Consider the following 23,656-nt stretch of genomic DNA (forward strand, 5'->3'; position numbering starts at 1 on the left):
AAGCAGATAAAAGCATCCTTTTTCTCCCATAATTTAACGAGGCGATAATGAACAGGTAGCCCTGAAATTGGGTGGAACAGTGGCATTAGCTGTAACTAGCTCAACTTGACCCAGCTCATTCTTGTACCAGACATTGGCCTCCGCTAATGTCGCATCAGTGGAAACATCCGGTACCTCAACCTGCACGTCACCCTGGGTGGGGTTGAGAAAAGCAGTGAGGTCGCGGGTATCAGTCCAGGTGAGAGCTTGACTCATATTCTCAGTCGGGACCACAGGAACGCCCCCTCGCCCCGTGGCAACAAACCGATTACTCCCCCCCGTACATCCTTGAGCAACCTGGTTACTCGTATCAGCCAAGCTTGCAGGCAATTCTACCAAACCGGCATCTGGTTGGACATCAAAGTTACTAATGGCAACCGTACCACTAAGACCAAACTCAGAACTTGCGGTAATGTCGTTATTTGGGGTGAGTTGCCCACGGAACACTAACCCAAACAGCCCCTTGGTCGTAATATCAATGTTGCCACCACTTCCAAATACTGCATTGGCAACAATGTCACTGTTCTCTAAACCAACTATCACAGGAGCCGTTAGGGTAATGTTTCCCCCTGTTGCCATGCCCGTGGCACTGGTAATAATTTGACTATTCTGACGCAGCAAGATAACGTCAGTTGCCATGATGTTGAGATCCCCTTCATTACCTCCAGTTACCTTAGCCTGAAGGGTGCCATTGTTCAGAGAGAGTCTCTCAGTAGAAATCGTTAAGTTACCCGCAGCACCGCCATCAAGGCTATTGACTGAGACACTGCCCCCATCACGAACCGTAATCTGGTTACCGATGAGATTAACTGAACCCGCATCGGCACTGGTTCTCGAACCAGACATAATACCGCTACCCAGGAAATCATTTGTCGATTGTCCTATGACCTCAATGTCATCGGCACGAATCGTTACGCTTCCTGCATTACCAGTTCCATCCGTAGACGCTGTAATTTGCCCACCGTTATACACAGTTAAGCGATTTGCTTCAATATCTAACGACCCACCATTGCCCGTCGAACCAGTCACTGCATTGGCCACTAAACCACTGACTGCCCCAGTAAAATCTATAATCGGATCAGCAACGTCTATTTCATCCGCTCGAATAGTAATATTGCCCCCATCCCCATCTCCAACTGTGTTGACAGCGACTTTACCCCCCTGCACAACACTTAATCGCGGAGTGGTGATACTCAAGTTGCCAGCATTACCAGTGGAGCCAGGTTCAGCCGTAGAAAATAGACCACTTGACAAAGGTCCCGCTACAGATGTGTTAAATCCAGTGATTTCCACGAAGTCTGTTGCCACCACGACTAACTCACCAGCATCACCACCTGCCCCCTGAAGCGGCCCTGTGCCTATCTGGGCTCCATCACGTAGGACTAAAGAGCCAACATTCAGTTTTAAATCACCCCCATTTCCAGCATCAGAGCCTACTCCAAACACATCATTAGTCAACCGTGAAATACCCTGAGCAATTAATTGATCAGCAGTAATTTCAATATCTCCTCCTCGTCCAGTGCCAAACGTGCCTGAACTAAGAACAGTTGCAGCTTCATTTCCGTCAGGATTACCCAAAAGAAAAATCTCGTTTGCGTTGATGGTCATACCACCACTAACACCTGAAGCCTCAGTATCGGTGATGATCCAAGCGGCTTGACTCAGTAATAACTGACTGACATCAAGCACCAAATGGTTACCTCGTCCCTCATCAAAAACATTCACGAAGATAGCACTGGTAATATCGCTGCTATTTGTACCCGTCACCTCTAACTGTTCAGACGCTCGAATGGTCACCGTTCCACCATCGATTGGTCCCAGATTAGAGGCTTCCAAAGTAGCATTATCAAGTAACCTCACATTACGCCCCTGTATTTGGAATCTACCACCGCCATCACCACTGACATCAGCATCGGTGCCTTGGTCGAGGGTAATATCCTGAAAAGAGTTTGCTTTGGTGTAGGCCAGCAAAAAAGTATCTAAATCCAGACCAACTTGACTACCGGAGGCTACGCTACCTAGAGATAACATTCCTTCAGGGGCGTTCAAGAGACTTTCTGTAAACTGAAGATCTCCCCCTAAAAATCCTAGGGATTCTCCTGGATTAACCACTAGACTTCCTTGCTCCACAGTAATTGGCCTGGCAACATTGCCAAACTGTAGGCCTACTGGCACACTCATTGACAACAAAGGAGCATCTCCAGGCTCACGGCTGCTAAAACTCAGACCACCATTGAATAAAACACTTTCTGCTGTACTGGCAAAAAATGAGCCTGGCAACAACAAATCGACATTAGCGCCAAAGGTAATGCCGTTGGGATTAATCAGAAAGAAATCTGGATTGTTACCACCAGTTAGCTGTAATCGTCCATCTATTAAAGAGAGATTTGTACCGGTTACGCGACTAATAACAACATCTACAGTGCTCTGAGTGCCATCTAACTGAAATAGAACATCAGCTGTATTCGGTGAAAATTCTTGAAAACTATGGAACAGTGTGGTCAGTTGCTGACTACCTCCAGTGACTATAAAAGAAGCATTGCCTGAAACGGTCGTACCCACCGTTCCATCGGAAACTACGTTTTGGCCATAGCTAGGGCTAACATATACCAAAAACCCGAGCATACCCAGCAAACCCACACGCCAGGCAAATAGTCCATTGCTCATATCTACAGGTCAGTACCCATATAGCAGCTTAATTCTAGGCCCATAATACCCGCTGTCTCAATGATTAATCAGGGGCTAGGGTTCAAGTTTGCACCCATTCCCTCTGTAGAGTAGCAAAAATAGCGATGCGATCGCACCAAAGCCGTTACCCTAGAATTCGACGATTCACGACAACCCCTATGCCGGCCTCCCTGCTCTCCCTTAAGGATATCGATAAAGTGTATCAAAACGGTACAGTCGCTTTGCAGGGGCTCCATCTAGATGTCAAACCGGGGGAATTCATTAGCCTGGTGGGGCCATCGGGCTGTGGAAAAAGCACCGTGCTGCGTTTAGTGGCCGGGTTGGGTGCCCCCACAGGCGGCATTATAGACTGGCAAGACCCTAGCCAGCAGCGGCATCTAGCCTTTGTATTTCAAGATCCCGCCCTCATGCCCTGGGCCAGCGTTGTGGACAATATTCATCTCCCTCTCAAGCTAAAGGGGCAGTCATTACGTTCTGTGCGGGCAAGCATTCAAGAAACCATCAACACCGTTGACCTCTCCGGCTGCGAACACAGATATCCTCGCCAGCTATCAGGGGGGATGAAAATGCGCGTATCCATTGCCCGAGCACTGGTCACTAAACCTCAAATACTGCTAATGGATGAACCCTTTGGTGCCCTGGATGAAATGACCCGTAGCCGTTTGAACAGTGACCTGCTGCATCTATGGGAAGCCAAACATTGGACCGTCTTATTTGTCACCCACAATATTTATGAAGCAGTCTATCTCTCCACACGGGTTATCGTTATGGCCGCTTGCCCTGGCCGAATTGTGGCAGATATTCCCATTGAAGCAGCCTATCCCAGAACAGATTCGTTTCGCACATCGTCACAGTTTAATCATTATTGTCGCGAGATTATGGCCGCTCTATCGCAAGAAGAAGGTGTGAGTGTAGGATAGCGTACATCAGAGAGGGAATCAAAAACAGGTGTTTAAGCAGAGAAAACCAGCAGCTGTGTGGAATTGGCTAGCTCCAGCATTGGCAGGCATTACAGCCGTCATTGGTTGGGATATTTTTGTCCGCGCCACCCATACTCCACCCTATCTCTTACCAGGACCAGGGCTAGTGATTAAAACTCTCATAGAAGAATGGGGAGATTTGTTCCCATCACTGTTGATCACAGTTCAAATCACCGTGATGGCTTTTTTAGCTGCTGTGATTTCAGGCTTGTTGATTTCTGTTTTATTTGCCCAAAGCAAGTGGGTGGAGCGCAGTTTTTTTCCCTATGCGGTGATCTTGCAGACAACGCCAATTGTTGCGATCGCACCCCTAATTATCATTTGGCTACAAAACAACACCTTTATGGCCCTGGTGGTATGCGCCTGGATTGTGGCCTTTTTTCCCATTGTGTCCAACACCACCCTGGGTCTCAACAGCGCTGACCACAACCTCCAGAATCTGTTTGAAATCTATGGAGCATCTCGCTGGCAAACCCTAATTCATCTGCGTTTACCCAGTGCTTTACCCTATTTTCTAGGGGGTTTGCGCATCAGCGGCGGTCTCGCCCTAATTGGGGCAGTCGTCGCTGAATTTGTGGCGGGCACTGGCGGTAGCCGTTCTGGCATTGCCTATCAAATCCTAATTTCTAGCTTTAACCTGCAAATTCCTCGCATGTTTGCCGCTCTGTTAATGACGACAGTGCTAGGGGTGGCTATTTTTGTTGGGTTAACGGTTCTGTCTGATCGCCTGCTCCGGCATTGGCATGAGAGCGCGGTTCGGCGCGAAAATTAACGTAAACGACATTAGCTACTGAAAATGGGGAGTAGGGAGTGGGGAACGGAATGATGTCAAAAACTGGATTTGTTGCTATTCCTGATGAAGACCATTATTGGTTAGCCAATGGTCGAATACCGGTTTGTTTTTTAGAGAATGATACGGATCTCAAGCCGATACCCTCGTTACAGGCATTTCCGCATCAAGAAGACCTAGTGGCGGTGGATGTCGAGGTGCGGGGGGGAGCGATCTCAAGTATCAGGCCAACGGGCGCAACAGATTTCCCCCCCCAACCGACCATAGAACGACAAGTAGATCTACAACAAGGTTTAATTTGGCCTGGCTTTGTTGATATGCACACCCATTTGGACAAGGGGCATATCTGGCCACGCTGCCCTAACCCCAACGGCACATTTATGGGAGCCTTAGAAACTGTACGACAGGACCATGGCAACTGGCACCCTGACGAACTGTATCAGCGCATGGAATTTGGTTTGAAATGCAGCTATGCCCACGGCACCCAGGCTATTCGCACCCATTTAGACAGCTTTGGCCCCCTAGGCAAAACCAATTTCACCGTATTTGACCAGCTGCGACGTCAGTGGAGCGATCGGCTCACCTTACAAGCTGTCTGCCTCGTATCCCTCGATTATTTCCTGACCCCCGACGGTGAGCCTTTAGCTCAGCTAGTGGCCAATTTTGGCGGCATCCTCGGCGGCGTAGCCTACATGAATAAAGACATCATCGCCCAATTAGATCAGGTCTTTACCCTGGCCCAACGCTATGGTCTGAATCTCGATTTCCATACAGATGAAAGCCTCGACCCAGAGGATATAACCCTGCGCTATGTGGCAGAAGCCGCATTACGCCATGACTTTCAAGGCTCAATTACCTGCGGTCACTGCTGTAGCCTATCGGTTCAGTCCCCTGAAGTCGTCGAAAAAACCCTCTCACTGGTCAAAGCTGCCAATATCGGCATTGTTAGCCTGCCCATGTGTAATCTGTATCTGCAAGATCGCCGGCCTGCTTACACGCCTCGCTACCGTGGGGTGACCATCCTGCATGAACTGCATCACTACGGCATACCCATAGCACTTGCTAGCGATAACTGCCGAGATCCGTTCTATGCCTATGGCGATCATGATGGGTTAGAGGTGTTTAAACAATCAGCTCGCATTGGTCACCTCGATCGTCCATTTACCCACTGGCCCAAAAGTCTAGCCAGTCGCCCTGCCCAACTCATGGGTCTAGCCAATATGGGAACGTTAGCCCCCGGCAATTGGGCCAGTCTAATTTGCTTTAAGGCCCGGACGTTGAATGAATTAGTAGCCAGGGCCCAGTGGGATCGAGTAGTGCTCCACCAAGGGAAACAAATTGATACAACGTTACCCGACTACAGCGAGCTAGATACCTTGTTCACATGAGCATGACTAACGTGAGCATAACTAGGCTCAACGTCGAATCTAGATGCGGCCTTCCAAGCCCACAATACGTCCAGCTAGACGATCTAATGAAATTTCTGCTGCTTCAGCCACTTGCGGATGGCTATCCTTGGCCAAATATCGTAAGGCTGATGTCCCCTTCTCGCTAGGCATATTGCCTAAGGCTTCGGCTAATCGCTGGCGTACGAGCCAATCGTCAGATTGAGCAAACGCCAAAATTTCATCCAGGGCTTCTAGGTCACCGATTTCCCCAAAAGCAGCAATGGCCGCTTGTTGCAGAATCACCTCTGGGCTATGGAGAGCCTGAATCAGAGCATCATGGGCACGGGGATCTTTGAGATTGCCCAAGGATACCGCTGCACTAAAACGTACCAGCCAATCGGTGTCTTCATAGAACGAATGAATCAGGGGTTCAAATGCGCGGGGATCTTCCAAATAGCCCAAGGCACCTGCCGCATCTGCACGGATTCCATAGTCTGGATCAGACTCTAAGATTTTGACTAAAAGGGGAAAACTTTCGTCAGTCTGCTTCACACCCAACGCAAAAATTGCCATTGAGCGAACCTGCTGATTATCATCATCCAGAACCAACTTAATCAGCTCTAATGCATCCGGCCCCGGTACGTCTCGCAAAGCTGCCAGCGATAGCTTTTTATCTTTGAGATCGCCAGTTTTAAGTTTCTCAGCAAGAACGACGAGATCGAGCATGACATCGTTAGTAGGGTCTTATACGAAATTAATTATAGATAGGATTTTAAGTGTGTGGAACCATTAATGCTAGGCACTGGGTTTGATCCCATCACATTTTATAGGGCTGCGGTGAGCCCAATGCACACCTACATATCCTAAAAAAATATTAGGGTGAAGCAGCGAGTTCACTGTTTAAGGTTAAGGGGAATTTGATTAGAAAAGTGCGGAATTCCGAACAGGGTCTCTGAAGAAACCAATACAGAGAAATCACAACCAGCGTTTTATACCCACGTTGGCCATTGGCTTTCTGACAGCACCTGTAATATTAGTTAAAGGACTCTGCACCATGGCTTATTTGGCTCACAACAAACGTAACAAACGTCGTAACCGCCATCGCTTTGCTCCTGCGCCCAATGGCAAGCCCAGACGTACACGTTCTGGCGGTGCTCGGTAAAATTTCTGTTTTTGTTAACATTAGCTGCGGGGCAGAGTTGTTATAGCTAGTGATGTGAATAGACCTTTTGGAGTATTAACTCGTGAGGGACTTTTCACTAGATCAATTGAACAACCTACCCTAATGCTAACCATGACTACCCATAATGTTCTGCAGTTTATGCAGAAAACCGCTGGCAATACCGCACTCCAGAAGCAGCTTGAGCAATTGCTTGGCTGCGGGGACGGCGACATTAGTTCCAGCGTCAACCTTGATCCCGAAGAATCGTTAGCCCTTAGCCAGCGGGCTCCTAAAGTGATTGAATTAGCCGCATCCATGGGCTACCAGTTTTCTAACGATGAACTACTGTCAGTTATTGATGCATTTAGACAGCATCAAAATGGCACCCTGTCTGATGAAGATTTTGCCAATTTTCTAGGGATCAGATCAGGAGAAAGTGTACGCCCAGCCGTGCAGAATAACGTGAAGCGTCTTGCCAACTATCTATCTAAAACTTACTTGGGTGTACATCTGTCTTAACGATGCATCCCATCAGCACTGTCCAAATCGCCTGGGTTTTCAAAAGCAACGGTTGAAAGCTCAGGTTTCTTTATTGGTTTAAATAAGGAATGGAACCGTCATGTAGCCTCAATAATGCCTAAACAATTCTCACTCTCATGAAAAAAGTGTTATGTCGTCACAACAAAATGAACAACAGAAAAAATTAGGCATAGAGAATATTTTTTTACGTAACACTGCCTTGAGAAACGTAACGACGCTGGATCAGAAATCCTACCTTCGTTAGAGTGTCATTGGACTATACATGGTCCTGATATCGTAGCAGGCGATTACTCTAGCTAGTGTATGTAGGCTGAGTTTTCAAGGCTAATCACTCTGGATATGGTGAATCCCAGGGAAAGTCTATCGCCAGTCTCTTTTTAGAAGATTTTTGTCTATAGTGCAGTGTCACATAACATGGTTAATTTCCATTCTGTGACGACATCATTCTCTGATAATCAAGGGTTGATGCCGTCGTCTGAGGTACTTTCATCTGAGGTGCCCTCGTCTGAAGTATATGTATGTGTTCATGGGCACTTTTATCAGCCGCCTCGAGAGAATCCCTCACTAGAAGTAGTTGAGCGACAGTCAGGTGCAGCCCCTTTCCATGATTGGAATGAACGGATTTTGCGTGAGTCCTATCGCCCTAATGCATTTGCCCGCATCATGGATCACCAGGGCCAGATACTGCAAATTATCAACAACTATGAGTTTATTAGTTTTAATATTGGCCCTACGCTGATGAGCTGGCTAGCTCGCCACGATATTGAAACATACCGACAAATTTTGGCCGCTGATAAACGTAGTTGCGATCGCAATAACGGCCACGGTAATGCCATTGCCCAAGTCTATAACCACATCATTCTGCCCCTGGCCAACGAACGTGACAAGCTCACCCAGGTGCGATGGGGCATTGCAGATTTTCGTAAGCGATTTAATCGTGATCCCGAAGGCATGTGGCTGGCGGAGACAGCGATTGATCAAGATACACTGCGGGTCTTAATCCAAGAGGGCATTAAGTTCACCATTGTGGCTCCGTCCCAGGTACAGCGTTGTCGTCAGATGGCAACTGGGGATCAGGCCGCCGGAGAATGGCATCAGGTGGGTGGCGGCCAGATTGATCCCACCCGTCCCTATCGCTGTTTTGTGCCAGGTTTACCGGCAGGGCAAAACTACATTGATATTTTTGTCTACGACGGGCCGATTTCTGGGGACATGGGCTTTAGTGATATTTTGCAATCGTCCCAGTCCTTTGCTGACCGCATCGGCCAGGCCATTCGTGGCGAGCGCAAAGGGGCTCAGTTAATTTCCGTCGCCACCGATGGAGAAACCTTTGGTCACCACCGTGGTGGGGCAGAACGTGCCTTAGCCTATGCTCTGCAACATGAGTTTATGGATCGGGGTTGGAATGTCATTAGCTATGCCCGGTATCTCAGCCTATTTCCCCCCACCTGGGAGTTGGAACTGAAACCGGTCACGGCTTGGAGCTGTGCCCACGGTGTGGAGCGCTGGCAAAGTGACTGTGGCTGCGGTGGCGGTGGTGAGTGGCACCAACAATGGCGTGCCCCATTGCGTCAGGCCCTAGATTGGCTGAGGGATGAGCTGATCGAGATTTACGAAATTACTGGGGAAGATCTGTTTAAGGATGCTTGGGCGGCACGGGATAGCTATATCAATATTATTTGCGATCGCACCCCCCTCACCATCGAACAATTTTTCGCCAAACATCAGCACCATGAGCTGACACAGGTTGAACGCACAGATGCTTTGTCTCTCTTAGAGATGCAGCGCCATGCCATGCTGATGTATACCAGCTGTGGTTGGTTCTTTGAAGAAATTTCCCGTCCAGAAGGCACCCAGGTGCTCCGTTACGCAGCCCGTGCCATTGAACTAGCGGAAGAAATCTGCGGTGAGTCGCTAGAAGAAGACTTTATTGCCAAGCTAGCCCTGGCCCCCAGCAATATCCCCCTATTTAGGGATGGTGCTGGGGTTTATCGAGCCCAGGTACGCCCTGCCCGCATCAGTGTCGAGCAGGTGGTGGCCCACTACGCAATGTCCTCCTTGTTTCACACCTATCACCGCGAACAGCGTCTGTACTGCCATACGCTAACGCACCAGGACTATCAAAAACAGACCATGGGAGCCCTCACCCTAGCCCTGGGTCAGGTGACCATTGTGTCAGAAATCACCCAGGCAAAGGGCTGTTATACCTTTGCCGTATGTCATCTAGGGGGCCAAGAATTCCTGTGTGGCATTCGCCCCTTCAAAAATCGAATTGCCTATGCCCGGGCTAAAGAAGCCGTACTCAGAATTTTTGCCCAGGGCAGCATTGTCCAGACAATTGATGCCATCCAGACTCAGTTTGGAGAGTACACCTTTAACTTACAACAGCTGTTTAGTGAAGAACGACAGCACATTATGCAGCTGCTGAGCCAAAATACCTTGGATCAGCTTAACCAGCTGTATACCCAAATTTATCGGGAAAACTATGGCGTGCTCATGGCTTTTCATCGGGAAAGCATGGATGTTCCCCGAGAACTACAGGTAGCTGCCGAAATCACCCTTAGCCACCGTGTTATCGACGTTTTACGACGTTTAGAACAAGACCTTAGTGATATTGACGAACACATTTTAGCCATCAGCACAGGCTATCTAGGGGAGCTAGAGGGTATCGCTATTGAAGCCAATCATTTGCGATGTCACCTCACCCTACCCCAAGCGACACCGATTTTAGAGGGCTTAATCTTACAAGCTCTACGTCAAACATTGCAGATTGAAACTGATGCGACGCATCAAGCCTGTACCCTCGCCGTCAATCCAATTGCTATTCAAGGCATTAAACGATTAATTGTCTTGGGAACTAACTTGGGACTCAATCTCAATTTAGAGCGATCCCAGGAGGTGTATTACAACTACGTACAACAATGCCCGCCCATACCCAGCCTAGGACAGGCACTGGGCATCGTAGAATCAGCGTAGAATCAAGCCCGGAGGGAGCTTACCCAGCCTTTATCGCAGCCTTTATCGCTGATAAAGGCTTTATCGCTGATAAAGCACGCGAGCTTCAAATCCTAATCGGCGAGCTTCCCGCACTCGGGCAACCGCATCAGCATGACTGCCATAACGCCCAATGTTAATAAACTCACCCTGACGTACATAGTCTATGGTGGCATTGCCAAAGGATTGTTGAACTTGTCCTAACTTTCTACGTGACTCGATAACGGCAGCCACATAGGGCGTATCATCTCCCTGCTCATTGCCACCATTGCGACCATCTTCTACGACCACATCAACTGTATTGGGGTTGAGCCCCAGGATATCGAGGGTTTGTGGGCCAGCCACACCGGTCACCGGCAAATCGTACAGCTGCTGAAACTCTGCCACAGCAGCCTGGGTCATGGGGCCATAGGCACCATCGACCGGACCTGTTTCAATCCCGTTACGATTCAAAGCTTGTTGCAATGCAGCGACGGCCTCGCCCGAATCACCCGGCCCAAGGGAAGGTGTCGTCACGGACCGAGGCACCCCACTAGGACTAGGCAGTGGCGGTGGTCCTGGTGGGGGTGGTAAGCGCTGCTGAGCATTACCAGGCGACCCTAGAAGTAGAAAAATACTGCTAACGACGACAGCTGTCAGTAACTTAGGCATCACAATAATCCCTGACTATAATGCGACAGATGCTAACTCAGCGTACAAACAGCTGCTCAGCCATATACGCTCATGCCAGCTCAGTGGATATCAGTCCCGCTCAGCTGGATGGCGTATATATTAGCGGATGATCACCGAAATTGTACTGATTAGCGTGGCAATCACTCCCATTTAATCCCGCAGCACCCGTGCGTCATAACCAAGGTCACTGGCGAAATCAGCCCAAGTACCAGCATCGGACTGGTCGAAAAAGCGTCCAATGCTGATATATTCGCCTAGATTATTCCGCTCCACCGTGGCATTGGGAAAATCTTCTTGAACCTTACTTAGCTGAGATGGGCCGGCAATAATCGCGGCAACATAACGTCCCCGAGGAGACCGACTACTGTCAGCATCACGAATAGAGCTGTCCCCAGTAGTACCGGCGCTAAATCCCATATCGATCAAGGTGGTTCGATCGGCAATGCCATCAACCGGTAGATCTGCTGTTCGCTCGTAGGTTCTGATCGCTTGCTCAGTCTGAGCGCCATAAACACCATCTGCCTCCAGATTGAAGCCAAAGGTTCTGAGTACTCGCTGTAGAATTCGCACATCGTCTCGACTGGAAGCAGGCGTAATGCGATCAGAACTAATTGCCCCGTGCACAGGATGGGATAGGCCGACAGGTAAACGCGACAGGTCAACCCCGAGCAAATCTAAGGTTTCCGCATCAGCAATGCCGGTCACATCGAGACGGCGAATACGTTGGAACTGTCGTACTGCTTGGGTAGTGGCTGGACCATATACGCCATTGATGGCAACAGGAAACAACCCGATACTGTCTAGCTGTCGCTGTAGCTCTAGCACAGCAGGGCCCCGATCGCCTTCCCGAAGACGGAGCCGACTTTGGGCAATTAAAACAGACCCATCAAATCGGGTTGGAATCTGCGCCATAGAAGGCACACAGCTTAACAACCAGACACCCACAAGCAGCTTGACACTGAGGCGAGCAGTATGACGAATGGTGGGCAAAAAAACCGAAACGCTCATGGCTTGTTGTCCTAATGTCATCATTTCTAACAAATACAACATCCGGCTAAGTGAAATTACGCCCAGATTTTCTCCGATATGCGCGATATGTCTATTAAATCACCTGCCTAAGGAATATAAGCCTTCGTCAATATCAGCACGCATAATTACGTAAAAATATCAGCTATTTAAAGCTGGTATGGGGGCAATTTTGCCTTGGTGTGATCCTTGGACACCCACCTATGGTTTCAGGTGTTTTGTCCTAAGATTAGAACCAATCGATAAACGAATACTGGGAAAGCAATCGGTTTTAGCTACAATAAGCGGAAACAAAGCGTGAAAATTTGTAACACATTCCGGATTGAGCTATTTTAATTGGCTTAAGCGCTTGCCATCAATGCTCATATTTTCCAGCTGTTACCTCTAATAAAACCTGGTTCCAGCCTGGCATTCTTACAGCAAATAGGGCTAACCCATATTGTTCAACCTGCGACATGTGGCTGTAGTTGTCCCATGCCCTATGTTTGTCGTATCTGGCTGTAACAAATCCTGATGTCCTCCTAGTCCTATCTCGCTAAGACCGTATGCTAAAACCTCGACTTCGTCGTGCCTCAAGACGGCTACTGCTGTACCGAGAACAACGTTACCCCAATATTGAGCGGATTGGGGTAACCCATTCCCATTGGGGAGACCTCTATCACATCTTACTGACCATTTCCTGGCCGGCTTTTATCATGCTGGTCAGCGGTTGCTATCTACTGGTGAATAGTCTGTTTGCCATGGCCTATGGTCTGGATGCGAATGCGATCGCAAACATTCGAGATGGTCACTTTCAGGACTTATTTTTCTTCAGCGTTCAGACCATGGCCTCCATCGGCTACGGTGCCATGTACCCCACCAGTACATACACCCACTGGCTAGTGGTGATCGAGGCAATTTTTGGTGTGTTTTTCATCGCGGTCACTACGGGGCTGGTATTTGCCCGCTTCTCCCTGCCCACCGCTCGAATTCTATATAGTCGTGTCGCAGTGGTAGCCCCCTTTAATGGCGTCCCCACATTGATGTTTCGCACTGCCAATGAGCGCCGTAACTACATACTAGAGGCGCAGCTGTGGGTTACCCTCGTTCGGGATGAAACCACTGAAGAAGGTGAGTACATTCGCCGCTTCCACGATCTCCCCCTGGTCCGTTCCCATACACCCGTATTTAGCCTCTCCTGGACCGCCATGCACCGCCTGACCAGCGATAGCCCATTCTATGGTGAAACCCCAGAAACATTACGCCAAAACCGAGCTGAGATTATTGTTACCCTCACCGGTTTAGATGAAACTTTATCCCAGACAATCCACGCACGCCACTCTTTCAGTGCATACGACATCTACTGGAATCATAAGTTCGTAGATATTATTTCAACCAATGATAAAGGTCGCTCTGTCGTGGACTACAATCATTTTCACTCGATTGAGCCCGTGGAACAACATAGTACAGCCCATCGAAATCCTCAAGAGCAACTCACCAGCTGGACATCCCATTAAACCAATAGGTGCCCCTGATACCTGAAGATTTGCCCCCTCACAGTAAAGGGCCAGAGGACATCATTGTTGTTGATGCCCTCTGGCCTTAATACTCTGATTTTTAACCTGGGACCCCCTTATGGTTCCATTACAACGCTTTTGCCTAAACCAGCAGGGTGAAAAGCTTCACCATCAGCTTTGTACGATTGATAGGCTTACTGATATAAAAGGAAGCACCACACAGTTTGGCGCGAATACGGCCAATAAGGTTGGCTTTCCTAGCCATCAGAATAATCGGTACATCCTTATACTGGGGATGCCGACGCAGGTGAGAGCATAGGTCAAATCCGTCCAAACCTTCCATCGCGGTGGTCAGCATAATCAAATCAGGCTGACACTTTGCCAGGTCTGCTACGGCTGTAGCCACGTCATCCACTGATGTAATGGAAAAGACCGTGTCTTCTAGAAACTCTCTCAGCTCCCGCAAGGATTGGCTATCAGAATCAATACAAACGAGCTGATACGAAGGAGATCCACCCCCTGCAACCATTTGAGCAGGATTAAACGTATCAGGGCTCAGTACCTGTAAAGAGGACCCAAATGTGCTGGAAGACGACGCCTGATTGAGCAGGGTATCAATATCACTCTTTGGCTGAACCAGTTGATCAATAACGTTTCCTGGCTCAGGCATAACGACCTCCTGTTGTTTAACAGGAGGTGGCGTATTCCGCTTGGATGAAAAGGTTTCTGCCTCTTGATGACATTGCTCAACCAATGTACGAATATCTAGCGTACAAAAAGCTGGGTAATCAACAATATTGCTAAAGTTATTAACCTCATAGCTGCCTCGGCTAACCCTTAGTAGCGATGTGACTGTAGTCACTGCCAAAGCACGAATAAACTGCCCTGCTTGGTCAAAAGTGATGTGCTCTTGCTCTACGAGCCAACGAATAGCTCGATAGTCAGCAGTCAAATCATTGCCCTGGTGCGTATATTGCCGATGGTAGAGCTGCAGCTGGGCTAGAACCAAATCGGAAATTGCGTCAGGAAACAGCTGGCGTCCTTCAAATCTCAGTGCATCGAATCCATTCTGAGAACTCGTTGCAAACAGGAGCTTACCCCGCTGTAGCCATAGAGACCAACGAACATCATTGGAAACCACCAAGAGTTCGCCACTCACTTGACGCCCGACAAGCTGAGCTAGCAACGTGAGCGGATGTAATGTTTTTTGTGTAATAGTGCCTGCTAAAACCATGGGAAGAGTTCCGGTCAAAGAACGGTATTCGAAGGGGTAAAAATCAGATAGAGCAGCGATGGATGATGACTTAAGGACTAGTGGAAACAGATTCGATACAGTCGTGACAATATCGAAATTGCAGTCTCTTCCTGGTGTCGTTATCCAAGCAATTAAAAAGAAATTAATTGCCTTGCACTCTCTTGATATAAATAAAGATGAGAAGTAATTAACAACTAAGTAGATACACCTATATTGAAATTAAGCTCAAGCTGATCCAGGCACAGAATCTGTATTTTCCTAGAGTTTCTTTCAAATTGAACTTAACGACAATCGAAGAACACAAGCTTGAACGATTCATTTCACGGTTATATTGACTAATTTCAATCAACTGTTTTAGAAATGCAAGTATTTTCGTAGGAACTGGTCGAAAGTTTATATGTTTTGCCTTAGCAGTTTATATAAATCAAATTTTAAAATTTGATGTTTCAATTGATGCACCTTCCGGATATGTACGTAAATCGTATTTTTAATGATGCCATGCTTAGATCACATCCAATGTAAGACTTAGTTTTTAGAAGGCTCAGGCATTTGAACGGTTCCTTAAAATTACAGTAAACCTCATATACAGACTTCCAAACATACGTAGGTAGATGGCTCTTTTCTAACAGAATACCCAGCCACCAACCAGGTCTTTTCAGTCCATATTTATACGCACTTTTGCTGATAAAAGTGCATTTCTAGCAAGGTGTCATGGACATATTCCTTCAACAGCCATGAAAGTGTCCGCCGAACTGTCTCACAAACATCGGTATATTTGACCAAGGAGAACAACTCCGCAGAGAATCTTAGTAGACCTTGACACCTCTAGCCTGCTCCATCAAACATTGATGGGTACTCTTTTCTACCTCCTTGGGTTGCGGCTGACGCTGCACATAGGTCCCGTCTGACTGCATCTCCCAAGCCTGACGATTGTCGGCAAGACAAATATCCAAAATATTGCTCAGCTCTCGGCGTAAATGCGGGGCTAGAATCGGTGTCACAGCTTCAACTCGGCGATCTAAGTTGCGGGGCATCCAATCGGCACTACCAATGTAAAACTGCTCATTGCCATCATTCTGAAAGTAAAAAATACGAGAGTGCTCTAAAAATCGTCCAATAATACTAATGACTCGAATATTTTCGCTCACAGCTTTGACACCAGGCGTTAAACAACAGACACCCCGCACAATCAGGTCGATACTTACCCCCGTTTGAGATGCCTGGTAGAGAGCCTGGATAATACCGGGGTCTACAAGAGAATTCATCTTGGCAATGATGCGCCCCTTATCACCATGGGCAGTTTCCTGATGAATTAATGCCAGCATGCGCTCTCGCAAAGTAATGGGTGCAATCAGCAGCTGACGATACGCTTTTTGTCGCGAGTATCCCGTCAGGTAGTTAAAGAGATCGGTTAAGTCTGCACCCAGATCTTCACTACAGCTCAGCAGGCCCAGATCTGTGTACATCCGGGCGGTCTTAGGGTTGTAATTGCCAGTGCCGATATGAACATAACGACGGATGCCATCGTGTTCTTTACGCACAACAAGGGCAACTTTAGTGTGGGTTTTCAGACCTAAGAGCCCATAAACCACATGTACTCCCGCTTTTTCTAGGGTACGAGCCCAGTTAATGTTGTTTTCTTCATCAAAACGAGCTTTTAGCTCTACTAAGGCAACAACTTGTTTCCCATTTTCAGCTGCTGAAATCAGCGCATTGATTATGGGAGAATCTCCGGATGTGCGATAAAGCGTCATTTTAATCGTTAGCACATCCGGATCAGTTGCCGCCTGAGTAATAAATTGCTGAACGGTGGCCGCAAATGAAGTATAGGGATGATGAACTAGACGATCGCGACGGCGAATAATTGAAAATACATCATCGCCTTCACCGTCGGTCTCATCATGGTTGATGCGGTGCCATGGCAAAGGAATCACAGCATTCCAGTCAGGATCTTTCAACTCTGGCAGAGGTAATCCAATTAATTTCATCAAATCACCTAGACCAATAAGACCTTCGACGTCATAAATATCGTCCTCGGTCAAATCCATCTCTGAAAGCAAGGTGGCACGTACCTCAGGAGACGTATTTACCTGGAGTTCTATACGTACTAGGGAACCTCCCAGACGACGCTTACGCAGTTCTTGCTCCAGCGCCAACATTAAATCATCAGCATCATCCTCTTCCACGAACAAATCGGCATTACGGGTAATGCGAAACGTGTAATAGTCTTCGATTACCATGCCAGGGAAAAGGAACGCGAGGTTTTGGCCAATCACTTGTTCTAGGGGTATAGCAGCCCAGAGTGCGCCCTTCGGTTGTTGTGACTTAGGCAGTTGGATAAATCTTGGTAAAACCCTAGGTACTTTGATCCGGGCAAAGTGAGTTTCTTCAGAATCTGCCTCCCGCACCACAACCGCTAGATTGAGACTCAGATTAGAAATATAGGGAAAGGGATGGCCCGGATCTACGGCCAGTGGTGTCAATACCGGAAATATCTGATCTTCGAAATAGGCTTGTAGGTAAGCCACTTGCTTGCTGCTGAGATCGTCATAGTCCAGCAGATAGATGCCGTGTTCATGGAGCTGAGTTCTGACTTGCAAAAAGCAATCTTGTTGCCGAGCAAATGTTGGCCTGAGCTTACTGCCAATGGCTTGCAGATGTTCCATAGGGGTACGACCATCAGCAGTACGACGACTGACCTGGGCTTCAATTTGTTTTTTGATCCCCGCCACGCGCACCATAAAAAATTCGTCTAGATTATTGCTAAAAATCGCTAAGAACTTTAGCCGCTCTAGCATGGGTGTACGTGGATCTAGCGCTTCGTGGAGCACTCGTTCATTGAACGAGAGCCAGCTTAATTCTCGACTGATGTAATAGTTAGGCGAGGTTAAGTCAATATCAGAGGATACTGCTTTAGCTTGGCCATTAACATCATCATCTTTCGACCTCTTAGGTGCCGTTTTCTCAGCGCTTTTATCCAACATTTTTGTAGATATCCCTAGTCTATTTCTGACTTGTTCTAGAAAACATCACGCTCACGACCGACCCACCACTCGCCCAATTTCATGAGGTCGTCATGGATATCTGCCACCTGCTTAGCATAGTCATCCGCCGATAGCTCATGACGACGTTCTTGAAGCTTTTTGAGCCGTAATTGTATAAGCAGCCAAGGTTTACTCATACCGTCAGTTGCTTCAATATATTTTGCTAACTCATGGCTGTTCATAGGATTGTTGCCCTCGCAAATAGTAAGGTAAGGTCACTGACAGAGGTATATTTTTTTCACACCATCTTTACCTTACTGAAAAATCCAGACTCGTTATGGTGAACCGTCCTAATGAGTAAACCCGCAGAAGGGGAAGCACTTTAGCTTCTCTCTGCGGGTTTTTAATTAAGTTAGCATCCTATCAAGTATTTTGGATGCTTGTATCCCTGAGCAGATTAACGCTTCAGGGTATTTACCCAATCACGCAGGTTTTCAGCAGCCACATCACGTCCACCCAAACCAAAGGCGATCGCAATTGCCACAGCCACAGCCCCCAACAATAAACCAAAGGCCAGATTAACGATGCTAGTGGCCAAACCAATGTGCTGTAGAGCCATCGAGCCAACTAAAGCAATAATGGCAATCCGAGCAGTCTGGGCCAGGGTATTCGACGAAGACATGCCCATACCGCTAACCAAACGGAAGGCTAAGTTCGCCGCATATAGGCCAACGGCAAAGATAAGAACACCGGTTAGCACTCGGGCTGAGACGGCCAGAATATTGCTAACAATTTCAGTTAGAACGGGAAAACCAAGAATTTCAGTAGCAGTCACTGCACCGAGTAGAACAATGCCCACTAGAGCAATTATCCCAACAATCTCAGAAGGGGTTTTTTGAGGTGGCTCTACGGCAGGCATGGGCTCACCTTCAGCCAAGGTAGACACTTCAGGTTCAGGCTCAGTGAGTTCAGGGAAACCAAGCAGGCTAGTAACATTGTCAAAGCCGATACCCGATAGTAAACCCACCACTAAATCGGACACAAATTGACCAATGAAGTAGAAGACCACCAATACTACACCAGCAGCAAGTACCTGAGGAATGATAAAGAGCACTCGCTCCAACATCTCCACGGCAGGCCCAGAAATTGCCTCAATGTTAAGCTCATTTAGGGCTGCGATCGCAGCTGGAATCAAGATCAAGGTGTAAACCAAAACACCCGCCAGGCTAGAAATAGACGTGCCATCATCAGGGCGAGAGGCCAGACCAAAACGAGCGCCAAAGTTATCGGCCCCCGTTGCCATCAGCAGATTGGTGACGATTCCTTTAACAATATTGGCAACCAACCAACCAATGCCAAAGACAATACCGGCGGTAATGATCTGAGGAATGGCCGATAGAAAATTGCTGAGCAGCTCTTCAACAGGACCTAATAAACCGGGCAGCTGTAGAGCACTCAGTACCAGCGGCAAAGATAGGAGGAAAATAAACCAGTAAACGACATTCCCTAGGGTGTCGTTTACCTGGAAAGAATTGCCTTCAGAATCAACGCCCGTCTGTTCAGACAACCGCTCATCCAGGTTAAAGCGACCAAGACCGTTAACAACAGCGGACTTAACTACCTTAGCAATCACCCAAGTAACAAATAGGATGACAGCTGCACCTGCAAGACGAGGCACATACTCAAAGACAGTTTGCAATAAACCGCTAATGGGCTGTGAAACCGAATCCAATTTGAGCGCATTCAAAATGGCGATCAAGAAGAAAAGCATCACCACCCAGAACACGACGCTACCGACCGTGCTCTCGACAGAGACATCATTCCCTAACCCAGCCTTACTAGCTAGCTGATTGTCGAGATTTGTTTTACTGAGCAAAAACTTAACAAATGCTTTCGCAATTGTGGCAACCACCAGGCCCACAATTAAAAGCAAGAATGCACCGAACAAACCAGGCAAAAACGTACCCAGCTGATTACTAATGCTACTCGTAAATTCAGTAATCGAATTTGTCTGAGCAAGATTGAATGTAGGGTTCAAACTTAACCAGTCAAACCCAACCACCCCGTGGAGTTGAGTCATTGTTCTCTATTGCCTACTGAACATCTACATGTGCCGAACATGGCGCTAACCTATGGGCAAAAAAAATCATGTTTGCCCATAGGTTAGCGCCTAATATCAATTTTTTTTCCCGGAAGCTACATTAATAGCAGACTTTGTAATAAATCCCCTGTATTTCTAGGTACAACCGCCCATAATTCATGATTTCCTGGGGTTGTCAAGCAACAATTAGCCGATTTTAGGCATTTTTTGCTACTTCACGTATGCGGAAGACTACTCAGTCCATGGGCTATTCCGGGCATTGCTGATCCCCAGACACTGACTCCTCAGACTATTCATCACCAGATGCGTCATCACCAGATGCGTCATCACCAGATGCGTCATCGCCATTAGCATCTTCTAATTCATCGTTAACAGCCGCATCAGCTACAGACTCATCTCCAGGCTCAGGGGACTCATCAGTTTGAGCCTCCGCTGTGATCACAGCCTCTGGGACGTCATCTTCTGCGATCACAGCCTCTGTGACATCATCCGCAATCTCCAGCTCAGGCACAACAGCTACCGCCGCGATCGCATCATCGCCATCCAAACGCTGCAGTTGCACGCCCGTTGCCATTCTTGACTGGATTGAAATGGCATCAATTGCCTGACGAATGATGATGCCGCGTTGGGTAACTAACATGAGCTCATCCTTGGAGTTTACAATTCGAAGGGCGACTAGCTCATCATTTTCCTTGCGGAATTTCATACCCACCAAGCCCATACCAGCCCGATTTTGCAGGCGGAAATTATCCACAGGCACCCGTTTACCCAAGCCACCAGCCGCAATAATCAATACCCAGGGACCACAATCTCCTTCGGCCACAGTCGCCGCATCATTCTCCTCCTCATCCACATCAGACGCTGCCACCTGAGCCGTAACCGCCGCAGGCAAGATATCCATGCTAATCAGCCGATCACCATTCCGCAGAGACATTGACTTCACACCACGGGTGGGGCGTCCCAAGGGTCTAAGCTGATCGTTGTCAGCCCTAAAGTGAATTGTCATCCCCTGCTGAGAACCAATAATAATGCTGTCTTCAGCGCGGGCTAAGCGGACCCATCGCAGCTGGTCGCCCTCTTCTAGAGAAATAGCAATCAGACCATTGGCCCGAATATTGCCAAAGGCAGATAGGGCCGTCTTTTTGATAAAGCCCCCCTGGGTGAGCATAACCAGGTACACATCTTCGACAAACTCTTGCACACCCAGCACTGACGTCACTTTCTCTTCCCGAGGAATGGGCAACATTTGCACAATTGGGTTACCCCGTGCTACTCGAGACCCCTCCGGAATCTGATAAGCCCGCAGCGTATAGGCCACACCCCGATCGGTAAAGAACAGCATATGGTCGTGGGTGCAACAGGTAATGAAGTGCTCAATGGCATCATTGTCCTTCATCCGCGTACCCGACTTACCACGAGTCGCTCGATTCTGCGCCTCAAATGTAGACACAGGCATACGCTTGATGTAGCCTTGCTCGGTCACCAGAATGACGACCTGCTCATTGGCAATTAAAGAAATATCCGTCAGCTCGTCTTCAGCTGCTTCAATTACAGTGCGCCGTTCATTGGCATGGTTATTACGCAGCTGCTGTAATTCTTCCTCAATAATGGCCAGAATGCGTTCACGACGAGCCAAAATATCACGCAAATCGGCGATTTTCTCCTGGAGAGCTTCATGCTCCTGCTGAATTTTGTCAGCTTCCAATGCGGTTAGACGACGCAGCTGCATCTGCAAGATGGCATCGGCCTGGGCAGACGACAGCTCATAGGATTCCATCAGTTCCTGTTTCGCAGTGCCCACATCGGCGGCATGGCGAATCAGCGCAATCACCGCATCCAGATTATCCAGGGCAATCAGATATCCCTGTAAAATATGGTCTCTCTCTTCAGCCTTACGCAGCTCATACCGAGTCCGTCGGGTAATTGTCTCTACTCGAAACTCTAAAAAGACCTCTAAAAACTGTCGCAGTGTTAACAACTGAGGCTCACCGTTGACCAAGGCCAACATGTTGACGCCAAAGTTGTTCTGTAATGGCGTTTGCTTATAGAGATTGTTGAGCACCACCTTAGGATAGGCGTCTCGCTTGAGTTCGATGACGATACGCATGCCGTCGCGATCGCTCTCATCACGGATATCGGAAATGCCGTCTAAGCGACGATCGTTAACGAGTTCAGCAATCTTCTCAATCAGACCAGCCTTGTTAGTTTGATAGGGCAGTTCCGTAACAATAATGGCTTCCCGATCAGGACGACCTGGGTATTCAATGGTCTCAATGGTGGCCACAGCACGCATGGTGACAGAACCACGACCTGTCAAATAAGCATCGCGAATGCCATTGCTGCCAATAATCTGAGCCCCTGTGGGGAAATCGGGTCCAGGAATATGATTCAGCATCAGTTCCTGACTAGTGATTTCAGGATTTTGAATCAGGGCAATCACGCCATCGACCAGCTCACCAAGATTATGGGGAGGAATATTAGTCGCCATCCCCACGGCAATTCCAGAAGACCCGTTTAGCAATAACTGAGGTATCCGTGCAGGCATGACGGTGGGTTCTTGCTGAGAACCGTCAAAATTATCTGCAAAGTCAACAGTCTCGGATTCGATATCTTGTAGCAGTGCATTACTGGTTAGCGCATGCAACCTTGACTCGGTATATCGCATGGCCGCTGGCGGATCATTGTCGATGGAACCAAAATTTCCATGGCCATCAATCAACGGGGCCCGCATGGAAAAGTCTTGAGCCATCCGCACCAGGGCATCGTACACAGCGGTGTCACCGTGGGGATGGTATTTACCTAAAACTTCACCAACAACACGAGCACATTTTCGGAAAGGTCTATCCGCAGTTAAGCCCAATTCGTGCATAGCGTAGAGAATGCGACGATGTACGGGCTTTAGACCATCCCTAGCGTCCGGCAAGGCCCGCCCTACAATGACGCTCATGGCGTATTCTAAGTAGGACCGGGACATCTCGTTGCGCAGATCAGTGGATACAATCCGCTCTTGGGGATTACTCATACGGAAAAGAGACTCCAAAAATGCCGGAAAAACAATACCTAACTTGATAAATTCTTAGCAGGTTTTTTAAGGTCCCAAATTTAGGGATATTTAGGAAAGTTTTCCTGGGAAATTTTCACTAAGAATGCATAAAATTTTAGCACATTACTGGCATTCTTGATGGTCACCGTAACCCAATAAAAAAGGGGGTTTGAGGTGGATCCTATGTCACTGTCTAGCCCCACGAATTATCCATGGGGATGTTCCGATAAAAGGAGTTCTCGAAAAAAGTAATTTGCAATGGCCTTTAAAGACTCTGGAGAGAAAATTAGTGATACCCACCACTGCCCCCTTTCGCATCATCTATTCCGACCGTTTTTTGGACCACGATACAGGACCGGGCCATCCTGAAAATGCCGGCCGATTAACGGCGGTGGTCACAGCCTTGAAAGCCCATGCCATGGGCAACCAGTTGGAGTGGGTAGAACCCTGCGATCGCAACCCCCTAGACTGGATTAATGCTGTCCATGATCCGGCCTA

15 protein-coding genes and 1 pseudogene are annotated in these 23,656 nt (G+C 48.1%); 7 read left to right on the forward strand and 9 right to left on the reverse strand.

Annotation, left to right across the window (positions count from 1 at the left end; genetic code table 11):
* Positions 1–33: 33 nt before the first annotated feature.
* On the reverse strand, positions 34–2,706 hold the full coding sequence (locus DXZ20_RS22785; RefSeq protein WP_163700969.1) for a two-partner secretion domain-containing protein: 2,673 nt from the start codon (positions 2,704–2,706) through the stop codon (positions 34–36).
* A 179-nt stretch (positions 2,707–2,885) separates the two neighbouring features.
* On the opposite strand from DXZ20_RS22785, the gene DXZ20_RS22790 reads away from it, so the two are divergent.
* The 3 genes from DXZ20_RS22790 to DXZ20_RS22800 are packed head-to-tail and all read left to right on the forward strand — an operon-like array spanning position 2,886 to position 5,885.
* Positions 2,886–3,647 (forward strand): ABC transporter ATP-binding protein, encoded by a 762-nt coding sequence (locus DXZ20_RS22790; protein ID WP_163700972.1) that lies wholly within the window; start codon positions 2,886–2,888, stop codon positions 3,645–3,647.
* Between the two features lie 28 nt (positions 3,648–3,675).
* Positions 3,676–4,479: an ABC transporter permease subunit gene (locus DXZ20_RS22795; RefSeq protein WP_163700975.1), complete on the forward strand. Its 804-nt coding sequence runs from the start codon at positions 3,676–3,678 to the stop codon at positions 4,477–4,479.
* A 50-nt stretch (positions 4,480–4,529) separates the two neighbouring features.
* Positions 4,530–5,885, forward strand: coding sequence for a cytosine deaminase (locus tag DXZ20_RS22800; protein WP_163700977.1), 1,356 nt, complete (start codon positions 4,530–4,532; stop codon positions 5,883–5,885).
* 39 nt (positions 5,886–5,924) lie between these two features.
* On the opposite strand, the gene DXZ20_RS22805 is transcribed toward DXZ20_RS22800, so the two are convergent.
* Positions 5,925–6,611 carry a HEAT repeat domain-containing protein gene (locus DXZ20_RS22805; RefSeq protein WP_163667294.1) on the reverse strand — a complete coding sequence of 229 codons (687 nt, stop codon included), beginning with the start codon at positions 6,609–6,611 and terminating at the stop codon, positions 5,925–5,927.
* 568 nt (positions 6,612–7,179) lie between these two features.
* On the opposite strand from DXZ20_RS22805, the gene DXZ20_RS22810 reads away from it, so the two are divergent.
* Positions 7,180–7,566: a Nif11-like leader peptide family natural product precursor gene (locus DXZ20_RS22810; protein ID WP_163667291.1), complete on the forward strand. Its 387-nt coding sequence runs from the start codon at positions 7,180–7,182 to the stop codon at positions 7,564–7,566.
* 435 nt (positions 7,567–8,001) lie between these two features.
* Positions 8,002–10,563, forward strand: a complete 2,562-nt coding sequence (locus tag DXZ20_RS22815; protein WP_163700980.1) for a DUF3536 domain-containing protein — start codon at positions 8,002–8,004, stop codon at positions 10,561–10,563.
* 60 nt (positions 10,564–10,623) lie between these two features.
* Here DXZ20_RS22815 and DXZ20_RS22820 read toward each other — a convergent pair whose 3' ends face one another.
* Both DXZ20_RS22820 and DXZ20_RS22825 read right to left on the reverse strand, forming a co-directional pair.
* Positions 10,624–11,232, reverse strand: a complete 609-nt coding sequence (locus DXZ20_RS22820) for a peptidoglycan-binding domain-containing protein (RefSeq protein WP_163667285.1) — start codon at positions 11,230–11,232, stop codon at positions 10,624–10,626.
* Between the two features lie 171 nt (positions 11,233–11,403).
* Positions 11,404–12,261 carry a peptidoglycan-binding domain-containing protein gene (locus tag DXZ20_RS22825; protein WP_163700983.1) on the reverse strand — a complete coding sequence of 286 codons (858 nt, stop codon included), beginning with the start codon at positions 12,259–12,261 and terminating at the stop codon, positions 11,404–11,406.
* Between the two features lie 563 nt (positions 12,262–12,824).
* Between DXZ20_RS22825 and DXZ20_RS22830 the strand changes: the two genes are divergently transcribed.
* Positions 12,825–13,775 carry an ion channel gene (locus tag DXZ20_RS22830; RefSeq protein ID WP_250565074.1) on the forward strand — a complete coding sequence of 317 codons (951 nt, stop codon included), beginning with the start codon at positions 12,825–12,827 and terminating at the stop codon, positions 13,773–13,775.
* 142 nt (positions 13,776–13,917) lie between these two features.
* On the opposite strand, the gene DXZ20_RS22835 is transcribed toward DXZ20_RS22830, so the two are convergent.
* From DXZ20_RS22835 to gyrA, 5 genes are all read right to left on the reverse strand, one after another.
* Positions 13,918–15,009, reverse strand: coding sequence for a response regulator (locus DXZ20_RS22835; RefSeq protein ID WP_163667279.1), 1,092 nt, complete (start codon positions 15,007–15,009; stop codon positions 13,918–13,920).
* A gap of 827 nt (positions 15,010–15,836) precedes the next feature.
* Complete coding sequence (gene ppk1, locus DXZ20_RS22840) at positions 15,837–18,014, reverse strand: polyphosphate kinase 1 (RefSeq protein ID WP_163700989.1); 2,178 nt, start codon at positions 18,012–18,014, stop codon at positions 15,837–15,839.
* Between the two features lie 35 nt (positions 18,015–18,049).
* Positions 18,050–18,256, reverse strand: coding sequence for a hypothetical protein (locus DXZ20_RS22845; protein ID WP_163667274.1), 207 nt, complete (start codon positions 18,254–18,256; stop codon positions 18,050–18,052).
* A gap of 215 nt (positions 18,257–18,471) precedes the next feature.
* On the reverse strand, positions 18,472–20,094 hold the full coding sequence (locus tag DXZ20_RS22850; RefSeq protein ID WP_163667271.1) for a mechanosensitive ion channel: 1,623 nt from the start codon (positions 20,092–20,094) through the stop codon (positions 18,472–18,474).
* Between the two features lie 310 nt (positions 20,095–20,404).
* Positions 20,405–23,137: a DNA topoisomerase (ATP-hydrolyzing) subunit A gene (gene gyrA, locus DXZ20_RS22855; RefSeq protein WP_163700991.1), complete on the reverse strand. Its 2,733-nt coding sequence runs from the start codon at positions 23,135–23,137 to the stop codon at positions 20,405–20,407.
* Between the two features lie 310 nt (positions 23,138–23,447).
* Here gyrA and DXZ20_RS22860 point away from each other — a divergent pair.
* Positions 23,448–23,656 (forward strand): annotated as a pseudogene (locus tag DXZ20_RS22860) (histone deacetylase); the annotation flags it as partial.

The sequence above is a fragment of the Adonisia turfae CCMR0081 genome (genome assembly GCF_011009555.1).
GTDB lineage: Bacteria > Cyanobacteriota > Cyanobacteriia > Phormidesmidales > Phormidesmidaceae > Leptothoe > Leptothoe turfae.